We start from the raw sequence: 21,319 nt of genomic DNA, 5'->3' as shown, positions 1-21,319 counted from the left end.
GCGGTCGGGTTCAGCTGCCGGTGCCGCGGTACGCCCGCAGCCCGGCGCGCCAGGCGAGGCCGGCGGCGGCGACGCAGAGCGCGGCGGCCACCGGGGAGGCGAACTGGAACGCGGTGGGCAGGCCCAGCGGGTCGGGACGGCCGAGGATGCGCAGCGTGGGCAGCCAGTTGACGAAGGCCAGCGGGACGCCGAAGACGACGCCGGCGACCAGTTCCTTCGCGAAGATCGTCGGCGGGTAGTGGAGCAGCGTGGCGCCGCCGTAGGTGACGGAGTTCTGGATCTCCTTGGCCTCGCCCCACCAGAACTGGACGGTCGCCGTGCCGATCCAGATCGCGCCGAAGATGACGCAGCCGCACACCAGCAGGACGGGCACCAGCAGGACGCGGTCCCAGGTCCACGTCACGTGCAGCTCCGCCAGCGACCAGACCAGCACGGCGAGGGCCTGGACCGGGCGCCCGAGGCGGCGCAGCGAGAAGCGCTCGGCGCACAGCTGGGCGAGGGCCGGGGCGGGCCGGATCAGCATGGTGTCCAGCGTGCCGTTGACGATCCGCTGGCCGAGGCCGTCGACCGAGCCGACCAGCAGGTTCGCGACGCCGAGCGAGAAGGTCGCGGTGGCGTAGAGGAAGGCCAGCTCGGGCAGGGTCCAGCCGCCGAGCTGATCGGTGTGCCGGAACATCAGCACCAGGACGACGAAGTCGAGCGAGTGCGTGACCAGGCTCGCGCCGAGGGTCAGCGCGAACGACGCCCGGTAGGCCATCGTCGAGCGCATCCACATCGAGGCGCACATCCACCAGGAGCGGACGGCCCACGCGGTGCGGGCGGTCAGGCCGGTGCGGCCGACCCGGGGTCCGGCGGGGGCGAGGGTCTCAGCCACCCTGGACCACCACCCGGCGGGTCGCCAGCAGCTGGGCCGCGCGGCCGGCGGCGAGCAGCGCGACGGCCCAGGCGAGCTGGAAGCCGAGCGGGCCGAGCAGGCCGGCGCCGGTGCGGCGCTCCAGGAAGACGTCCGTCGGCGCCTGGATCAGCGCCGCCCACGGCAGGGCGTGCGCGAGCGTGCCGAGCGGACCGGGGAAGAGCGCGATCGGCAGCAGCATCCCGGAGAAGAACATCGAGACGACGAGCATCACCGAGCGCACCCCCTCCGAGTCGTGCAGCCAGAAGCCGGTGATCGAGACGAGGAAGCGCAGCCCGAAGCTGACCACGGTCGCGAGCAGCACCGTGAGGAGGAAGACCGCCCAGGTCAGGGGGTGTTCGGGCAGCCGGATCCGGAAGACCAGCGCGCCGAGCAGCAGGGGCACGGTGCCGCGGACGAGCAGCTGGAAGGCGGCCCGGCCGAGGTCGGTGGCCAGCCACCAGCCCTGGAAGTCGACCGGGCGGTAGAGGTCGACGGCGATGTCCCCGCTGCGGAAGCGGTCCTGGACGTCGTCCTGGAAGCCGCCGCCCCACACGGCGACGGTGACCAGCAGGGACTGGCTCACCCAGATGTAGGTGACGGCCTGGCTCTGGTCGTAGCCCCCGAGGTTGGGCCGGGCCTGCCAGAGGGCGAGGAAGGAGGAGGCCAGGATGATGCCGAAGACGGTGTTGGTGAAGGTGCCGGCCAGGGTGGCGGCCCGGTAGGTGGAGTAGCGGCGGAAGGATCCGCGTGCGACGGCGGCGTAGAGCCCGGGCGCATTCGGCATATTGTCTCCTTGTCGACAATTACGGGCACAGGACGGCCCGCAGGCGTCCGCGCACGCCCCAGTGGCTCCGACCTGCCGGACCCGGGGGTACCGGGCCGATCGGGCGGAGCTGCCAGAACCGGGTGCGCTATGTGGTTTGCACCTTTCACCGTACCGCCGGGCCCCGGGCCCCGCACCCGGTTTTCACCGGCCCCCGCACACCGGGTCCACCCGCCCGCCCGCGCCGCTCCCGCCACCCCGCACCCGGTGAACTCGCCGCGAGCACACGCCCGCCAGAGGGCGACGACACCTGAGTGCCAGTCAAATAGCACATAATCTCGGCATGACCGTGAGCACCCGCCGCCAGGCCAAACGGGCCCTGCGACGCCAGGCCCGCCGCGCCCTCCCGCTCTGGCGCCGACTCCTGCCCACCTGGCGAGTCGTCCTCGGCGCCGTCGTCACCCTGCTGATGATCGCCGCCGCCGCCTTCGCCGTGCTCTACGTCATCGTCCCGGTGCCCGACCCCAACGCCCACGCCGTCGCCCAGAACAACATCTACCTCTACTCCGACGGCACCACCGAGATCGCCCGCACCGGCGCCGTCAACCGCACCGACGTCGCCATCGACAAGATCCCCCTCGAAACCCAGCACGCCGTCGTCTCCGCCGAGGACCGCACCTTCTACCAGAACCGCGGCATCGACCTGAAGGGCATGCTCCGCGCCGGCTGGAACACCCTGACCGGCAAGGGCACGCAAGGCGGCTCCACCATCACCCAGCAGTACGTCAAGAACTACTACCTGACCCAGGACCAGACCATCGCCCGCAAGGGCCGCGAACTGTTCATCGCCCTCAAGGTCGACCAGCAGCGCGACAAGAACGAGATCCTGGCCGGCTACCTCAACAGCAGCTACTTCGGCCGCGGCGCCTACGGCATCCAGAGCGCCGCCCACGCCTACTACGGCACCGACGTCTCCGAACTCACCCTCGCCCAGGGCGCCTACCTCGCCGCACTCCTCCAGGCCCCCAGCTCCTACGACGTCAAGACCGCCAAGCCCGCCAACCGCGACAAGGCCATCGCCCGCTGGAACTACACCCTCGACGGCATGGTCCAGCTCGGCTTCCTCAGCGCCGCCGACCGCGCCGCCGAGACCTTCCCCGAACCCATCGACCCCCAGCCCACCACCGGACTCTCCGGACAGGCCGGCTACCTCGTCGGCGTCGCCGACGACTACCTCACCTCCGCCGGCATCATCGACGCCGCCACCCTCAAGGCCGGCGGCTGGCGCATCACCACCACCTTCGACAAGCCCAAGCAGGACGCCTTCACCAAGGCCGTCCAGCAGGAACTCACCGACGAACTCGACCCCAAGGCCCGGCCCACCACCGACACCGACGTCCGCGTCGCCGGCGCCTCCGTCGAACCCGCCACCGGCCGCGTCGTCGCCGTCTACGGCGGACCCGACTACGCCAAACAGCCCTACAACGACGCGCTGCGCCAGGACAACCAGATCGGCTCCACCTTCAAGCCCATCGACCTCGCCGCCGGCCTCGTCGCCCAGCACGCCCCCGACGGCCACCCGATCACCCCCGACACCCGCTACGACGGCACCAGCGAACGCCACGTCACCGGCGGCCCCACCCCGTACGCGCCGCCCAACGAGGACGACATCGACTACGGCAACATCACGCTGCGCTACGCCATGGTGAAGTCCGTCAACTCCGTGTACGCGCAGGAGGGCGTCGACGCCGGACTCGCCCGCGTCCGCGACACCGCCGTCAAGCTCGGCATCCCCGACAACGTCCCCGGCATGGACCCGTCCAACACCTCGATGACCCTCGGCACCGCCACCCCCAGCGCCCTCGACCTCGCCGGCGTCTACGCCGCCCTCGCCAACCACGGCCAGGCGCACACCCCGTGGTCCGTACTCAAACTCGAACGCCTCAACTCCGGCTCCGGCTCCATCGACGTACCCAAGATGCCGGACCACGCCGCCACCGACGCCCTCGACCGGCAGACCGCCGACACCGTCACCGACGTCCTGCGCGACGTCGTCACCCGCGGCACCGGCGCCGCCGCCCTCGACCTCGGCCGGCCCGCCGCCGGCAAGACCGGCACCACCGACTCCAACCTCTCCGCCTGGTTCGCCGGGTTCACCCCCCAACTCACCACCACCGTCGGCCTGTTCCGGGAGAACCCGAAGACCCACGCCAAGGAGCCGCTGGCCGGCACCGCCGGCCTCACCCGGATCAACGGCGGCACCTTCCCCACCAAGATCTGGACCGCCTACATGACCGACGCCCTCGACGGCACCGAGGTCAAGCACTTCGACCTCCAGACCGGACGCGGCAACGGCGGCAGCCAGTACAACTGGCCCACCAGCAGCGCCCCCGCGAGCGCCACGCCCAGTGCCGGCACCACCCCCACCCCCGGCGCCACGCCCCCCGGCGCCGCGCCCACACCGACCGCCACCGCCGCCCCGGCCCGGCCCACGGCCACCGCCGGCGAGCCGACACCCGGCCCCGCCGCCCCCAGCCCGCAGGCGCCCGCCCCGACCCCCACCCAGGACCAGCCGAGCGCCACCCCCCGCCCCAGCCAGACGCACCAGCCCAAGCCCACGCCCCCGGCCTCCGCCACCGCGCCGCCCACGGGCGCGGCCACACAGCCGGCGGCGCCGTAGGGCCTGATAGGGGCGCGTGCCGATCAGCGCGCGCCCCTTAAGGCGGGGCCGACTACCCCGCCACCAACTCCCGCTCCAACGGCGTCCGGAACCGCGGCGTCACCCGCACCTCCCCCAGCCAGCCGGCCAACCGCGCCGCCTCCCCCGCGATCGCCGCCTCCGCCTCCGCCCCGACGTCCCCGAACAACCGCCACACCAGCTCGCCGTCGGCACGCTGCGCCCAGCCGCCGACCACCCGGCCGCACCACCACACCGTCGGACCCGCGTTGCCCGCCCGGTCGAACAACGCCGGGACGTCCTCCGGCCGCAGGTACCAGTCCCGCCCGCGCCAGCCCATCACCGTCGGATCCAGCCCCGGCAACAGCGCCGCCCACGGCTCCGGCCCGCCCACCGGCTCCGCGTCCCCCGGCAGGACCAGTGCGGGCACCCCGCCGGACAGCTCCACCTCCTCGGCACCGACGTCCGCCAGCGCCCTGCGGGTGTCCCCCAGCGTCCAGCCCGTCCACCACTTCACGTCCTCGACCGTGGCCGGCCCGTACGAGGCCAACCAGCGGCGCGCCACCTCCGCCTTCGCCTCCCGCACCGGCACGTCCGGCCACTGCGGCACCGGCGCCCACGGGTAGCTGCTGCTCAGCCACGACCCGCGCGGACGGCCGCGCCGCACGTGCCCGTCCGCCGCCAGCAGCCGCAGCAACCGGCTGCCGACGCTCTGCCTGGCCTCGTACGGCTTGCCCGCCGACCTCAGCATCTGCTCGCGCAACTCCGGCACGTCCTCGCCGAGTTGCTGCGTCGTCGCCTCGCCGCGACGGGCCAGCGCGGCCAGCACCGCGCGCTCAGCCGCCGCCAGGCGGGCCTCGTCCCAGCCCTCCGCGTGGTCCCGCAGGTGCTTCAGCAGCGTCGCCCGCTCCTTCGCGGCGATCGCCCGCGCCGTCGACGAGCTCACGTACGGCGCGAACTCCTCCGTCACGGCGAACATCGTCCGCCGCATCGACAGCAGCTTCACCAGCGAGACGTCCTCGTAGAGCGCCCGCTCCACCTCGGCCGCCGACGGCTCCAGCAACCGGGCGCACGCCGACAGGTACACCGTCGCGGCGTCCGTCGCGTGCAGCCCGACGACCGCGTCCGCCGCCTCCTCCACCCACGCCACGCGGGCGGACGGCGCCAGCAGGTGCCGCCACCCCACCCGGGCCCGCCGCTCGTCGTCCCCGATCACCGGCACACGCGTCGTCATGCCCGGACCGTACCGCCCGGCACCGACAATCCGCGGCCGGGACGCGTCAGTCCACCGGCCGGAACCGGTCCTCGACCTCCCAGCCCGCACCGAGCTCCCGGCGCAGCGCGTCCAGGGCCGCCCGGGCGCGGGCGTTGAAACGCGCCTTCTCCTCCTCCGGCCACGGCGAAGGGTCCGGCGGGTAGTCCCAGTCGATCGAGGACTGGAACCAGTCGGACAACCCGCCCAGCTCCGCCGCGAGCGCCGCGCCGATCGGCAGCCGGTCGAGCTCGATCGGGTGCCCGTACGGGCTGTCGACGTCGTCGGGCCACAACGGCACGTCGACGCCCGCCTCGAAGAAGTAGCGAAGGCGCACCACGGCCGGACGCCTCCCCGGACGCCTCCAGAGTCTCGGAAGCCTCACAGGTAGAGGCCCGTAGATCCCTCGGTGTCGCCGAAGCGCATCGCCGCGACGGCGTGCAGGTCCCGCTCGCGCAGCAGCACGTACGTGGCGCCGCGGACCTCCACCTCCAGCTTGTCCTCCGGGTCGTACAGGACGCGGTCACCCGGCTCCACCGCGCGCACGCTCTGACCCACCGCGACGGCCTCCGCCCAGGCGCACCGCTTCGACAGCTCCGCGGTGGCCGGGATGATGATCCCGCCGGTGGAGTGGCGTTCGCCCTCACCGCTGTCGAGCTTCACCAGGACGCGGTCGTGCAGCATCCTGATCGGGAGCTTCTCGCCCAGGCGGTCGTGCCGGGGCGCGTCGAGGGCCGTCTTGGTGGTCGGTTCGTCGTTCGTACTCACGATCCCGAAGGTACCGCCCCAGGGCGGACGGCGTGACGCTGACCCGGCATGCGAAAGGCCGGGCGCTCAGCCGCGCCCGGCCCGTCGACGAACTCCGGTCAGCCCTTGCGGCGCTTCCGCGCCGAGGCCAGCAGCAGCACCACGCCCACGCCGACCAGCGCCACCGGAACGATCCGCTCCTTGCGCGGCTGCCCCTTCTCGTCCACGAACTGCGCCCGCAGCTTCTCCGCCGCGCCGTTGGCCGCCACGTAGGCCCGGGCCGTCTTCTCCTCGACCGCGGCGACGGCCTTGGCCTTCACCTGGGCGCTGATCGTCGTCGGGTGGACGCGCATGGCGAGCTCGTCGAGGGTCTCCGCCAGCTTGGTGCGGGTCCGGGCGATGTCCGCCTCGATCTGGGCGGTCGTCCGCGCCGACTTGTCCTGCGTGCTCGCCTCGCCCACTCGGGCCACCCCATTCACTTCACTGATGCTGTCCTGTGCGACTGACCCAGTCTGTCAGCTGCCGGGCAGCGCCGCGCGGCCCCACCCACCATCGGAGGTAAGTTTGCCGTGGTACGACCCCGTCCACGCAACAGGAGAGTCAGACCGTGAGTGAGCGTCTCCAGCCCGGCGACAACGCGCCCGCCTTCACCCTGCCCGACGCCGACGGCAAGCAGGTCTCGCTGGCCGACCACCTCGGCCGCAAGGTGATCGTCTACTTCTACCCGGCCGCGCTCACCCCCGGCTGCACCAAGCAGGCCTGCGACTTCACCGACAACCTGGAGGCCTTCGCGGGCGCCGGCTACGACGTCATCGGCATCTCGCCGGACAAGCCGGAGAAGCTCGGCAAGTTCCGCGAGACCGAGGACCTCAAGGTCACCCTGCTGTCCGACCCGGACAAGGAGGTGCTGACGGCCTACGGCGCGTTCGGCGAGAAGAAGCTGTACGGCAAGACCGTCACCGGCGTCATCCGCTCCACCGTGATCGTGGACGAGCAGGGCAAGGTCGAGCACGCCCTCTACAACGTCAAGGCGACCGGGCACGTCGCCAAGCTGCTGCGCGACCTCGAGGTCGAGGCCTGAGGACGAGGAGGCGGTGGCGGCACACCCCCCGACCGGGTGCACCGCCACCGCCGTCCGTCACCCCGGCGGGCCGCTGTCGTCAGCAGGCGCCGAGGTCGCTCCAGACGCCCCACGCGCCGCTGGCCGTGGGGTCGTCGCCCTTGGTCCACCACTTGTTCTGGTAGTAGTGGCCCTTCCACGACACCTTGGTGGTCGAGGCGTAGGTGGTGCCCGCGTCCCAGCCCGGCGCGCCCGTGCAGGCGCCCGCGGTCGGCGTGGCGGTGGGCGTCGCGGTCGCCGTCGGCGTGGCGGTGGGCGTCGCGGTCGCCGTCGGCGTGGCGGTGGGCGTCGGCGTGGCGGTGGGCGTCGCGGTCGGCGTGGCCGTCGGGGACGCCGTAGCGGTCGGAGTGGACGTGGGCGTGGAAGTCGGCGTCGGAGTCGGCGTCTGGCCGCCCCCGTCCACCGCGCCCCGGGTCAGGTCGCCCTTGATCCCGTACAGCGTCCCGCCCACGTTGACCGTCCAGTTCGACGGCGTCGACACCGGCAGGTAGTAGACGAAGTCCATGTCCACCGACGCGCCCGGAGCCAGCGACTGCCAGCCGGGCAGCTTGACCGACACCCGGTTGTAGGTGCCCTTCAGACCGCCGGCGTTGCCCGGACCCGGGTTGTCCTGCCGGATCACCTGGAGGCCGAAGCCGGACTGGTCCTTGGCGTTGCCCGGCGCCGAGTTGGAGTAGTCGAACTGGAACTCCGTGCCGCCCGGCAGGGTCACCGTCGAGTTGTTGACGATGTGGATCTTCGGATTGATCGGGTAGTTGGAGTCGCCCAGCGCGAAATCGGTGAACGACACGTCGATCGGCAGGGTCTGCTGCGGCAGCGCGACCGTCGAACGGGTCGCGCCGTACGGCGACGCCGCCTTGAACTTGTCGTACATCAGCGAGGTCAGCGTCGAACCGGGCACGTACTCGCCCTTGCCGCCGTTGGCCGCCGGGTCCCACTTGTAGTCGCCCGCGAGCTCCCAGATCATCGCGCCGCCGGCGCCCTGGTTGACGATGTAGTCCGCCTTCGCACCCACCGACTGCTCGTCCTCGGTGGAGAGGAACACCTTCTTGGTGTCGTTCCACAGCCAGGGCGCGACCAGGCTGTCGCTGTAGTTGCGGGCGTAGGTGCCCTGCAGCGCGGTGTCCGTCACGCCGTACTTGGCGAGGTAGTCGGGCAGGATGCCCTTCTCCAGGTTCTTCGCGTGCCACATCGGGTTCGACCCGGCCGGGGACTCCTTGCCCGCGTCGTCCTTGTCGTTCCAGATGTTGTCGATGCCGACCGCGCCGTCACCGCACGAGGTCAGCCCCGAACCGGCCGGGCAGGTCGTCGCGGAGGCGGTGCCCCAGAGGCCGTTCGTGCCGCCGGAGACGTTCTTGAACCCGCGGGTGTAGTACGGCAGGCCGACGTTGATCCGGCCGCCCGGCATCGCGCCGCGGAAGTAGTGGTACGCCCAGTCCGCGTTGAGGTAGCCGATGCCGCCGTACTGCGAGGTGCCGTAGACGTTGGCGACCGCGAGCTCGGCGTCCTTGCCGTCGTCGTAGAGCGAGGCGTTCGGTCCGACGTACTTGTTCCAGGCGCCGTGCAGGTCGTACGACATGATGTTGACGTAGTCCAGGTACTGCGCCACCTGGAACGTCTCCATGCCGCGCAACAGGTAGCCGGACGACGGGGCCGCGACCGAGAGCAGGTAGTGCCTGCCGTCGGCGGCGCCGGCCCGGTCCAGGTTCTCGCGCAGCGTCTTCATCAGCGCCGCGTAACCCTTGGCCAGCGAACCGCGCTTGGCGTTCGCGAGCTGCCAGTCCAGCGGGTTCCCGGCGTCCTTCATCGAGGTCGGGTACTCGTAGTCGATGTCGACGCCGTTGAAGCCGTACTTGCGGATGAAGTCCACGGACGACGCGGCGAACGTGTCGATGCCGGCCTGGTTGACACTGCCGTCCGGGTTGACGGTCAGCGAGTAGAAGCCGCCGGTGTTGACCCGGGAACCGCTGTCGTCGAAGTAGCCGCCGGTCTCGGTCCAACCGCCCACCGAGATCAGGGTCTTGACGTTCGGGTACTGCTTCTTGAACTTCGTCAGCAGGTTGAAGTGCCCCTTGTAGGGCAGCGTCGGGTCCAGCTGCGCGGCCGGCACGCCCGGGAAGTCCGTCCCGGTGGCCGGGTTGGTCGGGCCGTCCGTGCCGACGGACAGCTTGTTGTCGCCGCCGACGTGCCCGAACGCGTAGTTGAGGTGGGTCACCTTGTCCCACGGGACGTCGCTCACCAGGTACGGCTGGTCGCCGTTCTTGCCGGTGCGCCAGCCCGTGAAGTACCCGATGATGCGGCGCTGGTGGTCCGCGCCCATCTTCTCGCGACCGCTGGTGTCGTACACCGAGCAGTACGGGACGTCCACCCCGGGCGTCTGGTACATGCCGTCGGGACGACAGGCCGAATTGTCGACGGTCGCCGACGCCTGCGAGGGTGCCGCACCCAGCGTCGCCGTCAACAGCCCGGCCAGCCCGGCCGCGGCCACCGCGGCGAACCCGGCCCGGGCGCTCATACGGCGGACGCCTGCGGTGGGACGCCGCTCCGCCGTGCTTCGGATCAACACTCGGTCCTCCAGGAGAGAGTGTCGGCGCGTGCCTGTGGGGGAGCACGCACGTGGGGGATTCCAATTGGCGCCGAAGCTATGTGGTCTGAACCAGACAGGTCAATAGGTCTGTACCAATTGGCAAACAACTCCCAAACATCCCGAAAGGCCGTAACCAACTCCCCACTCGGTCGTTCGCATACCGGGGGACGGGCGCACACCAGCCCGAAGGGGGAACAACCATGCCGATCAAGTACACCCGCGAACTGCTCGCCTCACTCGCCGCCGAGTCGAGCAGCATCGAGGAGGTGATGCACAGGCTCGGCGCGCCGATGACACGCGGCACGCGCAACCACCTGGTCAAGCGACTCAGGAACCACGAGATCGACACGACGCACTTCGACCAGGGCTGCCGCGCCCACAGGCAGCGGCAGTACTCGAGGAAAGTGCTGGCCGAGGCCGCAGCTACCTCGACCACGCTCGACGAGGCGCTGGCCGCGCTCGGCCGAGAACCGAACCGCGACCGCCGCAAGTACCTCCGTCGCAAGCTCACCGAGTACGGGGTCGACACCTCGCACTTCCGCCCAGCTGGAACCGTCTACACCCGGGAGCTTCTCCAGGAGGCCGTCTCGGCATCGCACAGCGTGGCCGGGGTCGTGCGGCACCTCCACCGGCGTCAGGCCGGGGGCACCCAGGCCCACATCGGACGGCGAATCAAGGAGCTCGGAATCGACACCTCCCACTTCACCGGACAAGCCCACGGCCGCGGCAAGCACGCGCCCACCAGGATCCCCGCCGACGAGCTCCTCGTCCAACGCCCTCCGGAAGCCAAGCGGCTTCCCGGTTCGCGGATCCGCAGCGCGCTGGCCGAGCTCGGCCGACCGGAGCTGTGCGAAGACTGCGGCACCGGCCCCGAGTGGCGCGGACGCCCGATGACCCTGGAGGTCGACCACGTCAATGGCGACTGGTCGGACAACAGGCCGGAGAACCTCCGGCTGCTCTGCCCGAACTGCCACGCCATCACTCCGACCTATTGCCGGCGAAGGAAAGCGGTGGAGACCACCCGGCGAAATCGCGGTGTTCCGCCCCGGCGCGAAGCCCTAGACTGAAGGCTATGCGGCCTTGGCGTAACGGCAGCCGCGCGGGTTTTAGGTACCCGTGGGAGAAATCCCGTGAGGGTTCGAATCCCTCAGGCCGCACCAGCCTTAGATTCGAAGGCCCGCCTCGAAGTGATCTCGGGGCGGGCCTTCGCCGTTCCGTGACTCTGCGTCAGCCCAGCAGCTCCTTCACCACCGGGGCCAGGGCCCGGAAGGCGTGGCCGCGGTGGCTGATGGCGTTCTTCTCGTCCGCGGTGAGCTCCGCGCAGGTGCGGGTCTCGCCGAGGGGCTGGAGGATCGGGTCGTAGCCGAAGCCGCCGTCGCCGGAGGGGGCGGTGCGCAGGGTGCCGAGGAGGCGGCCCTCGACGACGCGTTCGGTGCCGTCGGGGAGGGCGAGGGCGGCGGCGCAGAAGAAGTGGGCGCCGCGGTGGGGTTCGGCGATGTCGGAGAGCTGGGCGAGGAGCAGCTCGAGGTTGGCGCGGTCGTCGCCGTGCTTGCCGGCCCAGCGGGCGGAGAGGATGCCGGGGGCGCCGTTGAGGACGTCGACGCACAGGCCGGAGTCGTCGGCGACGGCGGGCAGGCCGGTGGCGCGGGCGAGGGCGTGGGCCTTGAGGAGGGCGTTCTCGGCGAAGGTGACGCCGGTCTCGGGGACGTCCGGGATCTCGGGGTAGGCGTCGGCGCCGACGAGTTCGACGTCCAGGCCGGCCTCGCCGAGGATGGCGCGGAGTTCGGCGACCTTGTGCTGGTTACGGGTGGCGAGGATCAATCGGGTGGACATATCGCCCACCCTATCCGTCGTCGGCGGGCCGTCAGCCGGTGCAGACGGAGCTGAGGTTGCCGGCCGCATCGGCGAGCGGCTTGAGGTCGGGCGCCTCCTTGCGGTCGGCGGCCTGCTGGACCTTGTCGGCCTGGGTGCGCAGGTCGTTGACGGCCTTGACGACGTCGGTGTTCTTGGAGTTCCTGCCGAGTTGGTCGAGGTCGGTGCGCAGCTTCTGCAGGGCCTTGCCCTGGGCGGCACCGGAGTCGTTGCTGGTGCTGCCGTAGGCGCTGGTCACGTCGGCGATGTCGGCGGTGACGCGGGCGGCGGTGGAGCCGCAGTCGAGGGCCTTCTGGGCGGCGGAGCAACTGACCGCGCTGAGCGGGAGGATGATGATCAGGCCTGCCACGGCGAGGGCGGCGGGACGGGCGATGCTGGACGGCATCCGGTCCTCCTGGGGGCGCGGGGGCGCGGGTTCCGTACGGGAGGACGCGTCCCGGCCGGGGCACGGTTCCCGCAACGGGGTGCTGCGGGAACCGTACGGGCTGCGGGCCCGGCGTGTACAGGCTGACGTACCCGAACGGGGCTCAGCCTTCGAGGGCCTTGCGCTGGATCTCGTCGAGCTCGGCGCAGCCGAGGGTGCCGAGGTCGAGGAGGCGGTCGAGGAGTGCGCGGTCGAAGGGGGCGCCTTCGGCGGTGCCCTGGACCTCGACGAAGCGGCCGTCGGAGGTGCAGACGATGTTCATGTCGGTCTCGGCGCGGACGTCCTCCTCGTACTGGAGGTCGAGCATGGGGACGCCGTCGATGATGCCGACGCTGACGGCGCTGACGCCGCCGGTGATGGGCTGGCCCTTGGCACGCAGGAGCTTGCGGTCGCGGGCCCAGGCGACGGCGTCGACGAGGGCGACGTAGGCGCCGGTGATGGCGGCGGTGCGGGTGCCGCCGTCGGCCTGGAGGACGTCGCAGTCGAGGACGATGGTGTTCTCGGCGAGGGCGCGGTGGTCGACGACGGCGCGCAGGGAGCGGCCGATCAGGCGGCTGATCTCGTGGGTGCGGCCGCCGATGCGGCCCTTGACGGCCTCGCGGTCGCCGCGGGTGTTGGTGGCGCGCGGGAGCATGGAGTACTCGGCGGTGACCCAGCCCTCGCCGCTGCCCTTGCGCCAGCGCGGGACGCCTTCGGTGACGCTGGCGGTGCACAGCACCTTGGTGTCGCCGTAGGAGATGAGGACGGAGCCTTCGGCGTGCTTGCTCCAGCCCCGTTCGATGGTGATGGGGCGGAGCTGGTCGGGGGTGCGGCCGTCGATGCGTGACATAGGCACCGAGCGTAGCCGCTCGGGCGGGGTGTTCCGGATGCGCCTCGGGCGGGGTGTCCCGGATGCGCCTCGGCCCGCCGGCCTTCCGGGAATCCCGGGAGGGGGCGGGCCGGGCGCTGGTGAGCCTGGGTGGCTCAGCTCACATCATGTCCTCGATGTCCGCGGCGATCGGGTCGGCGTCGGTGCCGATGACGACCTGGATCGCGGTGCCCATCTTGACGACGCCGTGGGCGCCGGCGGCCTTCAGGGCGACCTCGTCGACCAGGGTGGCGTCCTTGACCTCGGTGCGCAGGCGGGTGATGCAGCCCTCGACCTCTTCGATGTTGTCGATGCCGCCCAGACCGGCGACGATCTTCTCAGCCTTGCTGGCCATCTGATTTCTCCCTTTGTCTCGGCCCGCCGGCTGCTCTGCCGGGCGCCGTCCTGCGCTGTGCTGGTACCACCCGGCCGGGGGCCGGCGAGGTCGCTGCCGGGGGCTGACGCGGGTTCAGCTGTGGTCGTGCTGCTGGGCAGCGCGACAAGCATCACCCGGGTCGGTCCGGTCCGCCACGTTAGTCCACTTTTGGCCCAGTCCGGCGCGCACCGTCGCGGATCTTCGCCCGAGGATGACGATCAGCGGGGTTCCCATCCCGGCGTGCGGCCGGCGTCCTTCAGTGGTCTACACCAATATATGTGTACTCCGATGAACGCAGGAAGGACCCCGGGTGTTCCTGGGTCCCGCCCGAGCCTCCCGCAGGGGGTCGACGGTCGGCAACCGCTCCCGGAGGACGAAGCATGAGTTCGGCAGGCGCCACGACCCCGCGGACCACCCGGTGGCACACCTTCTACGGCGGCCTCCAGAAGATGGGCCGTTCGCTCCAGCTCCCGGTGGCGGTGCTCCCGGCGGCGGGCATCCTGAACCGCCTCGGGCAGCCCGACGTCTTCGGTGCGGACGGGCTCGGCTGGGACAAGGTCGCCAGGGTCTTCGCCGCGGCCGGCGGCGCCCTGCTGGACTCCTCGCTCGGTCTGCCGATGCTCTTCTGCATCGGCGTCGCGATCGGCATGGCGAAGAAGGCGGACGGTTCGACGGCGCTCGCGGCCGTGGTGGGCTTCCTCGTCTACTACCGGGTCCTGCACGCCTTCCCCGAGCACTGCAAGCCGCCGACCGTGCTGGTCAGCGACCAGTGCGTGGACTACGGCTCGGCGCGGGCGGCGGCCGCGACGTACCAGAACCCCGGGGTGCTGGGCGGCATCCTGATCGGCCTGATGTCGGCGTGGCTGTGGGTGCGCTACCACCGCACCAAGCTGGTCGACTGGCTGGGCTTCTTCAACGGCCGCCGCCTGGTGCCGATGATCACGGCGCTGGTCGGCATGCTGACCGCGGTCGTCGCACTGTGGGTGTGGCCGCCGATCGGCCGCGGGCTCAACGACTTCAGCCAGAACATGGTCGACCTCGGCGCGGGCGGAGCCGGCATCTTCGGCGTCTTCAACCGCGTGCTGCTGCTGATCGGCATGCACCAGCTGCTGAACACCTTCGTCTGGTTCCAGTTCGGCGAGTTCACCAAGCCGGACGGCACGATCGTGCACGGCGACATTCCGCGCTTCCTGGCCGGCGACCCGACGGCCGGGCAATTCCAGTCCGGCTTCTTCCCGATCATGATGTTCGCGCTGCCCGCCGCCGCGCTCGCGATCGCGCACTCGGCCAAGCCGCACCGCCGCAAGGAAATCTACGGCCTGATGCTCTCGGTGGGCCTGACCTCCTTCGTCACCGGCGTCACCGAGCCGGTCGAGTACTCCTTCGCCTACATCGCCCCTGCCCTGTTCGGCGTGCACGCGCTGCTGACCGGCGCCTCGATGGCCGTCACCTGGGGGCTCGGGGTGCACGACGGCTTCAGCTTCTCGGCCGGCCTGATCGACTACGTCATCAACTGGGGGCTGGCCAGGAAGCCGTGGCTGATCATCGTCATCGGTCTCTGTTTCGCCGCGGTCTACTACGCGCTCTTCCGCTTCATCATCGTCAAGTTCGACCTGAAAACGCCGGGGCGGGAGGACGAGGCCGATGTCGAGGACGTCACGAAAGCCTGAACCGCACGTCACGCGCGGTCACCCGCAATGGCCTCCGGACCCGTCGGTCCGGGGGCCTTCGGCTTATCGGGAAAGGACCGAATACCCGGACGGCAAAACAATTCCGATACGCGTTCGCGGGCGCGTCGGCGGGACCGTCCGGCCGCGCCGCGCCGGACCGTCGTGACGGACGTCGCAGCACACCCGCGCGGAGCCCCCGTGGCCGTTCGTTCACTCTCCGGCTCCGGGTCGGCACGGATCCGGCACCGGACCGTCACCGGACCGGCCGCCGGGGCCCGCCCCGACCGGGCCGGAGCTTTTTGTTGCGCAATTAGCCAAAATCCCGCTCCCGGCGGGTAATCATGATCGACCTTCCGAAAGTAGGTTTCGATTTCATAGCGCTTCCCGGCAGCACCGCTTTCCGGGGTTCCACCACTTCCCCACCCGTGCTACAAAACTGGTCTACACCACACGTGGTGTAGACCAGTTCGCGGTTCGGCCCCCCTGTGCACCGTCCCCCCGACCGACCCGCCATGCCGTTAGGAAGCCACCCCCATGAGTCAGTCTGCGCAGGCACCGGCGCCCGCCACGGCTCCGGCCACGCCAAGCCCCGCCAAGAAGTTCGGCCAGAACCTCCTCCAGGGTCTGCAGAAGATCGGCCGCAGCCTCCAGCTGCCCATCGCCGTTCTCCCCGCGGCCGGCCTGCTGCTGCGCCTCGGCCAGGACGACGTGTTCGGCAAGGACGGCCTCGGCTGGGACAAGGTCGCCGCGGTGTTCAACACCGCCGGCAGCGGCGTCTTCGACAACCTGCCGCTGCTGTTCGCGGTGGGCATCGCGATCGGCTTCGCGAAGAAGGCGGACGGCTCGACCGCGCTCGCCGCCCTGGTCGGCTTCCTGGTGTACAAGAACGTGCTGACGGCGTTCCCGATCGCCGAGGGCCACATCGCCGACGGCAAGTGGGTCGCCCCGACCTACCAGAACCCGGGCGTCCTCGGCGGCATCGTGATCGGCCTGCTGGCCGCCGTGCTGTGGCAGAAGTACCACCGCACCAAGCTGGTCGACTGGCTGGGCTTCTTCAACGGCCGCCGCCTGGTGCCGATCCTCATGGCCTTCGTCGGCACCGCCGTCGGCGTGCTCTTCGCCCTGACCTGGGGCCCGATCGGCGACGCCATCAAGAGCATGAACGACACCCTGATCGGCGCCGGGGCGCTCGGTGCGGGCGCCTTCGGCCTGGTCAACCGCGGTCTGCTGCCGGTCGGCATGCACCAGTTCGTGAACTCCTTCGCCTGGTTCCAGACCGGCGACTTCACCAAGCCGGACGGCACCGTCGTCCACGGCGACCTGACCCGCTTCTTCGCCGGCGACCCGACCGCCGGACAGTTCATGTCGGGCTTCTACCCGATCATGATGTTCGCGCTGCCCGCCGCCGCGCTGGCCATCGCCCACGCCGCCAAGCCGCACCGCCGCAAGGCCGTCACCGGCATGATGATGTCGCTGGCCCTGACCTCCTTCGTCACCGGCGTCACCGAGCCGATCGAGTTCGCCTTCGTCTTCATCGCCCCGGCCCTGTACGTCATCCACGCGCTCCTCACCGCCGTGTCGATGGCCGTCACCTGGGCGCTCGGCGTGCACGACGGCTTCACCTTCTCCGGCGGCCTGATCGACTACGTGCTCGCCTGGAACAAGGCCACCGAGCCGTGGCTGATCATCCCGATCGGCCTCGCTTTCGCGGCGCTGTACTACTTCCTGTTCCGCTTCGCGATCACCAAGTTCGACCTCAAGACCCCCGGTCGCGAGGACGACGACGAGATCGAGGACGTCACCAAGGCCTGAGGCCCGCAACCGTCCCGCAGCAACGACCCCGCCCCGCCGCCACCAACGTGAGCGGCGGGGCGGGGTCGTTCCCGCACCCGGATCGAGCCCGGTCAGTGCGTCCTGCGGCGACGGACCGGGACGAGGGTGCCGGCGCCGGCGCCGACCAGCAGCGCGGCGCCACCCGCGATCAGCACGGTGTGATCACCGTCCGGGCCCTGTGGAGGCCGGCTGCCCGGCCGGCGCGGCCGACGGACGCCCGCCGGCCCGGTCAGATCTCGTAGACGGCGCCCGGGCGGGCGAGGTCGACGGGGCCGGGGTAGGCGGCGGCGGCGTCGCGGCGGTTGTGCTCGGCGTCGGTCCACGGGGGGATGTGGGTGAGGACGAGGCGGCGGGCGCGGGCGGTGGTCGCGTGCTCGCCGGCCTCGCGGCCGTTGAGGTGGACGCCGAGGTAGGTGTCGCGGCCGTCGACGTAGGCGGCCTCGCAGAGGAAGAGGTCGGCGTCCCGGGCGAGTTCGACGAGGTCGGCGCTCTCGCCGGTGTCGCCGGAGTAGACCAGGGACCGGCCGCCGTGTTCGAGCCGGAAGGCGAACGCGTCCACCGGGTGGGCGACCTGGGCGACCCCGATCCGGAACGGGCCGAGATCGAAGACGCCCGGGGTGAGGGTGCGGAAGTCGAAGACCTCCTTCATCCCCGGGTTCTCCGGCATGTCGTAGGCGCGGGCGAGCCGCTCGGCGGTGCCGGCCGGACCGTAGACGGGCATCGGGTCGGGGCAGCCCTCGGCGCGGTAGTTGCGGGCGACCCAGTAGGCGCACAGGTCGACGCAGTGGTCCGCGTGCAGGTGGCTCAGCAGGACGGCGTCGACGTCGTACAGGCTGGTGTACTTCTGCAGGGCGCCCAGCGCACCGTTGCCGAGGTCGAGCACGACCTTGAAGCCGTCGGCCTCGACGAGGTAGCTGGAGCACGCGGACTCGGCGGACGGGAAGCTCCCCGAACACCCCACCACGGTCAGTTTCATCCGAGCCCCTCCGCCCCGACACGTCCTGGCTGCTGCTGGAAAAAGGCAGGACAGACCGGAGAACCGGCCGGTAGCACTGCGTTCGCGTTGTCGAGAGTAAGGGCGGAGCGGCACTTTGCCCCCGTCCCCGTGCCGGGCTGTGGCTGGAATCACCAGAACGCCGGGGCTCGGGGCGGGGCGGCGGTTCGGCTGCGGAACCGGGCCGCAGCGGCGGTCGGATCAGCGGTGGCCGGGGCGCTTGCGGGCCCAGGCGCGGATGGTCTCGGGGTACCAGCGGGGGTGGCCGCTGCCGTCGATGACGTCCGGCTCGGGCAGCAGCCCGTGGCGGCGGTAGTTGCGGACGGTCTCGGGCTGGACGTTGATGTGGTGCGCGACCTCGGCGTACGACCACAGCTGTTTACTCACGATGGCACCTCCGGATGGGGCGGGGGCGGACGTTCGTGAGCGCAGCCTTTCCGATCCTCGCCCGACGGCCCGGTACAGATCGGGCGCGGTGGTCGATCCGTGACGAACCGGGAGCAACGCGCGGACAAATACTCAACTGTCACAGCGTTCACAGTGGTGGGGTTCACCACGGCCCGGTACGGTTCGCCGCATGAACGGCACTACTGGTATCTGGGTGGTCCTGGCCGTCGCGGGCGTCGCCGTCCTCGCGGCCGTCGCGTCGGCGCTGGTGCGGCGGTCCCGGCCGGCGTCCCGGCCCGCGACGCGCCCGGCCCCGCGTCCCGCCGGCCCGGCCGGGCCCCGGCCGCGCCCGGCCGGCTCGCGCCGCTCCGGGCCGGCACCGCAGGAGATCTGGTGGGCCGAGGTGCCGTTCGAGGACGGCCCCGGCTCGAAGGACCGCCCGTGCCTGGTGCTGCGGGTGGACGGCCGGACGGCGACCGTCGTGAAGATCACCACCAAGCACCACGCCGAGCGCCCGGGGGTGCTGCCGCTGCCGCCCGGTTCGGTGGGCGACAGCCAGGGCCGGACCAGCTGGCTGGAGACCGACGAACTGCGCCGGGTGCCGCTGTCGGCCTTCCGCCGCCGGGCCGGCACGGTGGACACTCAGGTCTGGGCCCGCGCCCAGCGGGCCCTGCAGAGCAACTAGGAGCGCTGGAGGCGCCCTACGCCCAGAGCTGGCCCTGCAGCGCCTCGACGGCCGCCTCGGTGGACTCGGCCGTGTAGATCCCGGTGGACAGGTACTTCCAGCCGCCGTCCGCGACGACGAAGACCACGTCGGCCCGCTCCCCCGCCGCCGCGGCCTTGCGGCCGACGCCGATCGCGGCGTGCAGGATGGCGCCGGTGGAGACGCCCGCGAAGATGCCCTCCTGCTGGAGGAGTTCGCGGGTGCGCCGGACGGCGTCGGCGGAGCCGACCGAGAAGCGGGTGGTGAGCACCTCGGCGTCGTACAGCTCGGGGACGAAGCCCTCGTCGAGGTTGCGCAGCCCGTACACGAGGTCGTCGTAGCGCGGTTCGGCGGCGACGATCCGCACGCCGGGGACCTTCTCGCGCAGGTAGCGGCCGACGCCCATGAGGGTGCCGGTGGTGCCGAGGCCGGCCACGAAGTGGGTGACGGTCGGCAGGTCGGCGAGGATCTCGGGGCCGGTGCCGGCGTAGTGGGCGCCCGCGTTGTCGGGGTTGCCGTACTGGTAGAGCATCACCCAGTCGGGGTGCTCGGCGGCGATCTCCTTGGCCATCCGGACGGCGGTGTTGGAGCCGCCCGCGGCCGGGGAGGAGATGATCTCGGCGCCCCACATGCGGAGCAGTTCGCGCCGTTCCTCGCTGGTGTTCTCCGGCATGACGCAGACCATCCGGTAGCCCTTGAGCTTGGCGGCCATGGCGAGCGAGATGCCGGTGTTGCCGCTGGTGGGTTCGAGGATGGTGCAGCCGGGGGTGAGCCGGCCGTCGGCCTCGGCCCGCTCGATCATGTGCAGCGCCGGGCGGTCCTTGATGGAGCCGGTGGGGTTGCGGTCCTCCAGCTTGGCCCAGAGGGTCACGAGGCCCTCCGCGTTGCCGGGAACGGCGGCGGACAGCCGCGGCAGGCGGACCAGCGGGGTGTTGCCGACGGCTTCGAGCGGACTGTCGTAACGCAAGGGAGGCCTCCGGCCACGGCGGTGAGGGTCGGGAAGGGCGCCCTCCCGGCCGCCTGCGCGACGGGCCGGGAGGGCCGGGGATCAGCGGGCGCCGCCGGCCACGGCGGGCAGGATGGTGACGCTGTCGCCGTCGGCGACGGCGGTGGAGATGCCTTCCAGGAAGCGGACGTCCTCGTCGTTCAGGTAGACGTTGACGAAGCGGCGCAGCTCGCCGCCCTCCAGCAGGCGGGCGGCGATGCCCGGGTGGCGGGCGTCGAGGTCGGTGAAGAGCTCACCGAGGTTGCTGCCGGTGCCCTCGACGGCCTTGGCGCCGTCGGTGTAGGTGCGGAGGATGGTCGGGATGCGGACCTCGATGGCCATGGGTGCGCTCCTGTGCGAGTCGTGAGGTGGGTGGGCCGCAGCGGGCGCGGCGGGGCGGAGGGTTCCGGGGCGCGGCACGGCCTGCGGCGGCGGGCCCGGTGGGGCGTGGGCGGCTCAGCGCGAGCGCGCGGGCGTGCCGGGACAGATCGCACTGGCGAGCCGGCACAGGTCGACGTGCAGGCGCGCCACGAGGCGGGTGCCCGGGGCCTGGGTGCTCACATCGACGGAACGCATGGGCTCATCGTATAGATTCCCGGCCCCGCTCCGACACGTCCGTCTCGGGATCCGGATGTTTTCGTTCCCCCTGATGAGACCCACCGCCGATGACGGCGGCCCGCCGCCCGTCCGGTGACGGTCGGCGGGCCGTGCCCGGGCGGGTGCGGGTCAGACCGGGTAGGCCTCGACGACCTGGACGTCTTCCTCCGTGATCTCGCCGTCCACGATGCGGAACGAGCGGAACTGGTAGGCGTCCTCGGGACCGTTGCCCTCGGCGGTGGAGACCAGGACGTAGTGGGCGAACGGCTCGGAGGCGTAGCTCACGTCGGTGCGCGACGGGTAGGCCTCGGTCGCGGTGTGCGAGTGGTAGACGATCACGGGCTCCTCGTCGCGGTCGTCCATCTCGCGGTAGAGCTTGAGCAGGTCGCCCGAGTCGAACTCGTAGAAGGTGGGAGAACGGGCGGCGTTGAGCATCGGGACGAACCGCTCGGGACGGCCGCTGCCGGCCGGTCCGGCGACCACGCCGCAGGCCTCGTCCGGGTGGTCGGCGCGGGCGTGGGCGACGATCCGGTCGCGCAGTTCTCGGGTGATGGTCAGCATGCGGTCAGGATAGCCACGCCCCGGCGGCC

At 71.5% G+C, this 21,319-nt stretch carries 23 protein-coding genes and 1 tRNA gene; 7 read left to right on the top strand and 17 right to left on the bottom strand.

Annotated elements, in window-relative coordinates:
- Positions 1-10: 10 nt before the first annotated feature.
- Together AB0C76_RS06430 and AB0C76_RS06425 are read right to left on the bottom strand one after the other, a co-directional pair.
- Entirely contained in the window at positions 11-874 is an 864-nt protein-coding gene (locus AB0C76_RS06430; protein WP_359960524.1) for an ABC-2 family transporter protein, read from the bottom strand.
- On the bottom strand, positions 867-1,679 hold the full coding sequence (locus AB0C76_RS06425) for an ABC-2 family transporter protein (protein ID WP_359960521.1): 813 nt from the start codon (positions 1,677-1,679) through the stop codon (positions 867-869). Before AB0C76_RS06425 ends, AB0C76_RS06430 begins: the two co-directional genes overlap by 8 nt.
- Before the next feature lie 322 nt (positions 1,680-2,001).
- On the opposite strand from AB0C76_RS06425, the gene AB0C76_RS06420 reads away from it, so the two are divergent.
- Positions 2,002-4,338, top strand: coding sequence for a transglycosylase domain-containing protein (locus AB0C76_RS06420; RefSeq protein WP_359960518.1), 2,337 nt, complete (start codon positions 2,002-2,004; stop codon positions 4,336-4,338).
- 52 nt (positions 4,339-4,390) lie between these two features.
- Here AB0C76_RS06420 and AB0C76_RS06415 read toward each other — a convergent pair whose 3' ends face one another.
- The 4 genes from AB0C76_RS06415 to AB0C76_RS06400 all read right to left on the bottom strand — a co-directional run bounded on the left by AB0C76_RS06415 (position 4,391) and on the right by AB0C76_RS06400 (position 6,795).
- Entirely contained in the window at positions 4,391-5,569 is a 1,179-nt protein-coding gene (locus AB0C76_RS06415; RefSeq protein ID WP_359960515.1) for a winged helix DNA-binding domain-containing protein, read from the bottom strand.
- 46 nt (positions 5,570-5,615) lie between these two features.
- Positions 5,616-5,927, bottom strand: a complete 312-nt coding sequence (locus tag AB0C76_RS06410) for a hypothetical protein (protein WP_359960512.1) — start codon at positions 5,925-5,927, stop codon at positions 5,616-5,618.
- Between the two features lie 41 nt (positions 5,928-5,968).
- A complete protein-coding gene (locus tag AB0C76_RS06405; RefSeq protein ID WP_329929219.1) occupies positions 5,969-6,271 on the bottom strand; it encodes a co-chaperone GroES in 303 nt (100 codons plus the stop codon).
- Between the two features lie 182 nt (positions 6,272-6,453).
- On the bottom strand, positions 6,454-6,795 hold the full coding sequence (locus tag AB0C76_RS06400; protein ID WP_359960509.1) for a DUF3618 domain-containing protein: 342 nt from the start codon (positions 6,793-6,795) through the stop codon (positions 6,454-6,456).
- A 146-nt stretch (positions 6,796-6,941) separates the two neighbouring features.
- Here AB0C76_RS06400 and bcp point away from each other — a divergent pair, with 146 nt between their 5' ends.
- Positions 6,942-7,415 (top strand): thioredoxin-dependent thiol peroxidase, encoded by a 474-nt coding sequence (gene bcp, locus AB0C76_RS06395; RefSeq protein ID WP_359960506.1) that lies wholly within the window; start codon positions 6,942-6,944, stop codon positions 7,413-7,415.
- Between the two features lie 79 nt (positions 7,416-7,494).
- On the opposite strand, the gene AB0C76_RS06390 is transcribed toward bcp, so the two are convergent.
- Positions 7,495-9,969, bottom strand: coding sequence for a glycosyl hydrolase family 18 protein (locus tag AB0C76_RS06390; RefSeq protein WP_359960503.1), 2,475 nt, complete (start codon positions 9,967-9,969; stop codon positions 7,495-7,497).
- 272 nt (positions 9,970-10,241) lie between these two features.
- Here AB0C76_RS06390 and AB0C76_RS06385 point away from each other — a divergent pair, with 272 nt between their 5' ends.
- Together AB0C76_RS06385 and AB0C76_RS06380 are read left to right on the top strand one after the other, a co-directional pair.
- Positions 10,242-11,108 carry an HNH endonuclease signature motif containing protein gene (locus tag AB0C76_RS06385; protein WP_359960501.1) on the top strand — a complete coding sequence of 289 codons (867 nt, stop codon included), beginning with the start codon at positions 10,242-10,244 and terminating at the stop codon, positions 11,106-11,108.
- Positions 11,109-11,115: 7 nt separating this feature from the next.
- Positions 11,116-11,201 (top strand) — tRNA-Leu (locus AB0C76_RS06380).
- Positions 11,202-11,268: 67 nt separating this feature from the next.
- On the opposite strand, the gene rdgB is transcribed toward AB0C76_RS06380, so the two are convergent.
- The 4 genes from rdgB to AB0C76_RS06360 form a co-directional block, all read right to left on the bottom strand.
- On the bottom strand, positions 11,269-11,874 hold the full coding sequence (gene rdgB / locus AB0C76_RS06375) for an RdgB/HAM1 family non-canonical purine NTP pyrophosphatase (protein WP_359960498.1): 606 nt from the start codon (positions 11,872-11,874) through the stop codon (positions 11,269-11,271).
- 31 nt (positions 11,875-11,905) lie between these two features.
- Positions 11,906-12,298 carry a hypothetical protein gene (locus tag AB0C76_RS06370; RefSeq protein WP_359960495.1) on the bottom strand — a complete coding sequence of 131 codons (393 nt, stop codon included), beginning with the start codon at positions 12,296-12,298 and terminating at the stop codon, positions 11,906-11,908.
- A 142-nt stretch (positions 12,299-12,440) separates the two neighbouring features.
- Positions 12,441-13,166, bottom strand: coding sequence for a ribonuclease PH (gene rph, locus AB0C76_RS06365; protein WP_359960492.1), 726 nt, complete (start codon positions 13,164-13,166; stop codon positions 12,441-12,443).
- A 139-nt stretch (positions 13,167-13,305) separates the two neighbouring features.
- A complete protein-coding gene (locus tag AB0C76_RS06360; RefSeq protein WP_359960490.1) occupies positions 13,306-13,539 on the bottom strand; it encodes a PTS glucose/sucrose transporter subunit IIB in 234 nt (77 codons plus the stop codon).
- A 401-nt stretch (positions 13,540-13,940) separates the two neighbouring features.
- Between AB0C76_RS06360 and AB0C76_RS06355 the strand changes: the two genes are divergently transcribed.
- Together AB0C76_RS06355 and AB0C76_RS06350 are read left to right on the top strand one after the other, a co-directional pair.
- Positions 13,941-15,230, top strand: a complete 1,290-nt coding sequence (locus AB0C76_RS06355; RefSeq protein ID WP_359960487.1) for a PTS transporter subunit EIIC — start codon at positions 13,941-13,943, stop codon at positions 15,228-15,230.
- Positions 15,231-15,764: 534 nt separating this feature from the next.
- On the top strand, positions 15,765-17,042 hold the full coding sequence (locus AB0C76_RS06350; protein ID WP_359960484.1) for a PTS transporter subunit EIIC: 1,278 nt from the start codon (positions 15,765-15,767) through the stop codon (positions 17,040-17,042).
- Between the two features lie 250 nt (positions 17,043-17,292).
- Here AB0C76_RS06350 and AB0C76_RS06345 read toward each other — a convergent pair whose 3' ends face one another.
- Positions 17,293-18,039 (bottom strand): MBL fold metallo-hydrolase, encoded by a 747-nt coding sequence (locus tag AB0C76_RS06345; protein ID WP_359960481.1) that lies wholly within the window; start codon positions 18,037-18,039, stop codon positions 17,293-17,295.
- Between the two features lie 219 nt (positions 18,040-18,258).
- Complete coding sequence (locus AB0C76_RS06340) at positions 18,259-18,447, bottom strand: MerR family transcriptional regulator (RefSeq protein ID WP_359960732.1); 189 nt, start codon at positions 18,445-18,447, stop codon at positions 18,259-18,261.
- A 187-nt stretch (positions 18,448-18,634) separates the two neighbouring features.
- Here AB0C76_RS06340 and AB0C76_RS06335 point away from each other — a divergent pair, with 187 nt between their 5' ends.
- Positions 18,635-19,129, top strand: a complete 495-nt coding sequence (locus AB0C76_RS06335; protein ID WP_359960478.1) for a type II toxin-antitoxin system PemK/MazF family toxin — start codon at positions 18,635-18,637, stop codon at positions 19,127-19,129.
- A gap of 16 nt (positions 19,130-19,145) precedes the next feature.
- Here AB0C76_RS06335 and AB0C76_RS06330 read toward each other — a convergent pair whose 3' ends face one another.
- The 4 genes from AB0C76_RS06330 to AB0C76_RS06315 all read right to left on the bottom strand — a co-directional run bounded on the left by AB0C76_RS06330 (position 19,146) and on the right by AB0C76_RS06315 (position 21,290).
- Positions 19,146-20,114, bottom strand: coding sequence for a cysteine synthase (locus AB0C76_RS06330; protein WP_359960476.1), 969 nt, complete (start codon positions 20,112-20,114; stop codon positions 19,146-19,148).
- A gap of 81 nt (positions 20,115-20,195) precedes the next feature.
- A complete protein-coding gene (locus AB0C76_RS06325; protein ID WP_218200404.1) occupies positions 20,196-20,474 on the bottom strand; it encodes a MoaD/ThiS family protein in 279 nt (92 codons plus the stop codon).
- 114 nt (positions 20,475-20,588) lie between these two features.
- Positions 20,589-20,708 (bottom strand): putative leader peptide, encoded by a 120-nt coding sequence (locus tag AB0C76_RS06320; RefSeq protein ID WP_327677307.1) that lies wholly within the window; start codon positions 20,706-20,708, stop codon positions 20,589-20,591.
- Between the two features lie 150 nt (positions 20,709-20,858).
- A complete protein-coding gene (locus tag AB0C76_RS06315; protein WP_359960473.1) occupies positions 20,859-21,290 on the bottom strand; it encodes a M67 family metallopeptidase in 432 nt (143 codons plus the stop codon).
- Positions 21,291-21,319: the final 29 nt, after the last annotated feature.

It is taken from the genome of Kitasatospora sp. NPDC048722 (genome assembly GCF_040650235.1).
Classification (GTDB): Bacteria; Actinomycetota; Actinomycetes; order Streptomycetales; family Streptomycetaceae; genus Kitasatospora.
The sequence above is the reverse complement of the archived record's forward strand: the minus strand, read 5'-3'. Positions and strand labels throughout refer to the sequence as shown.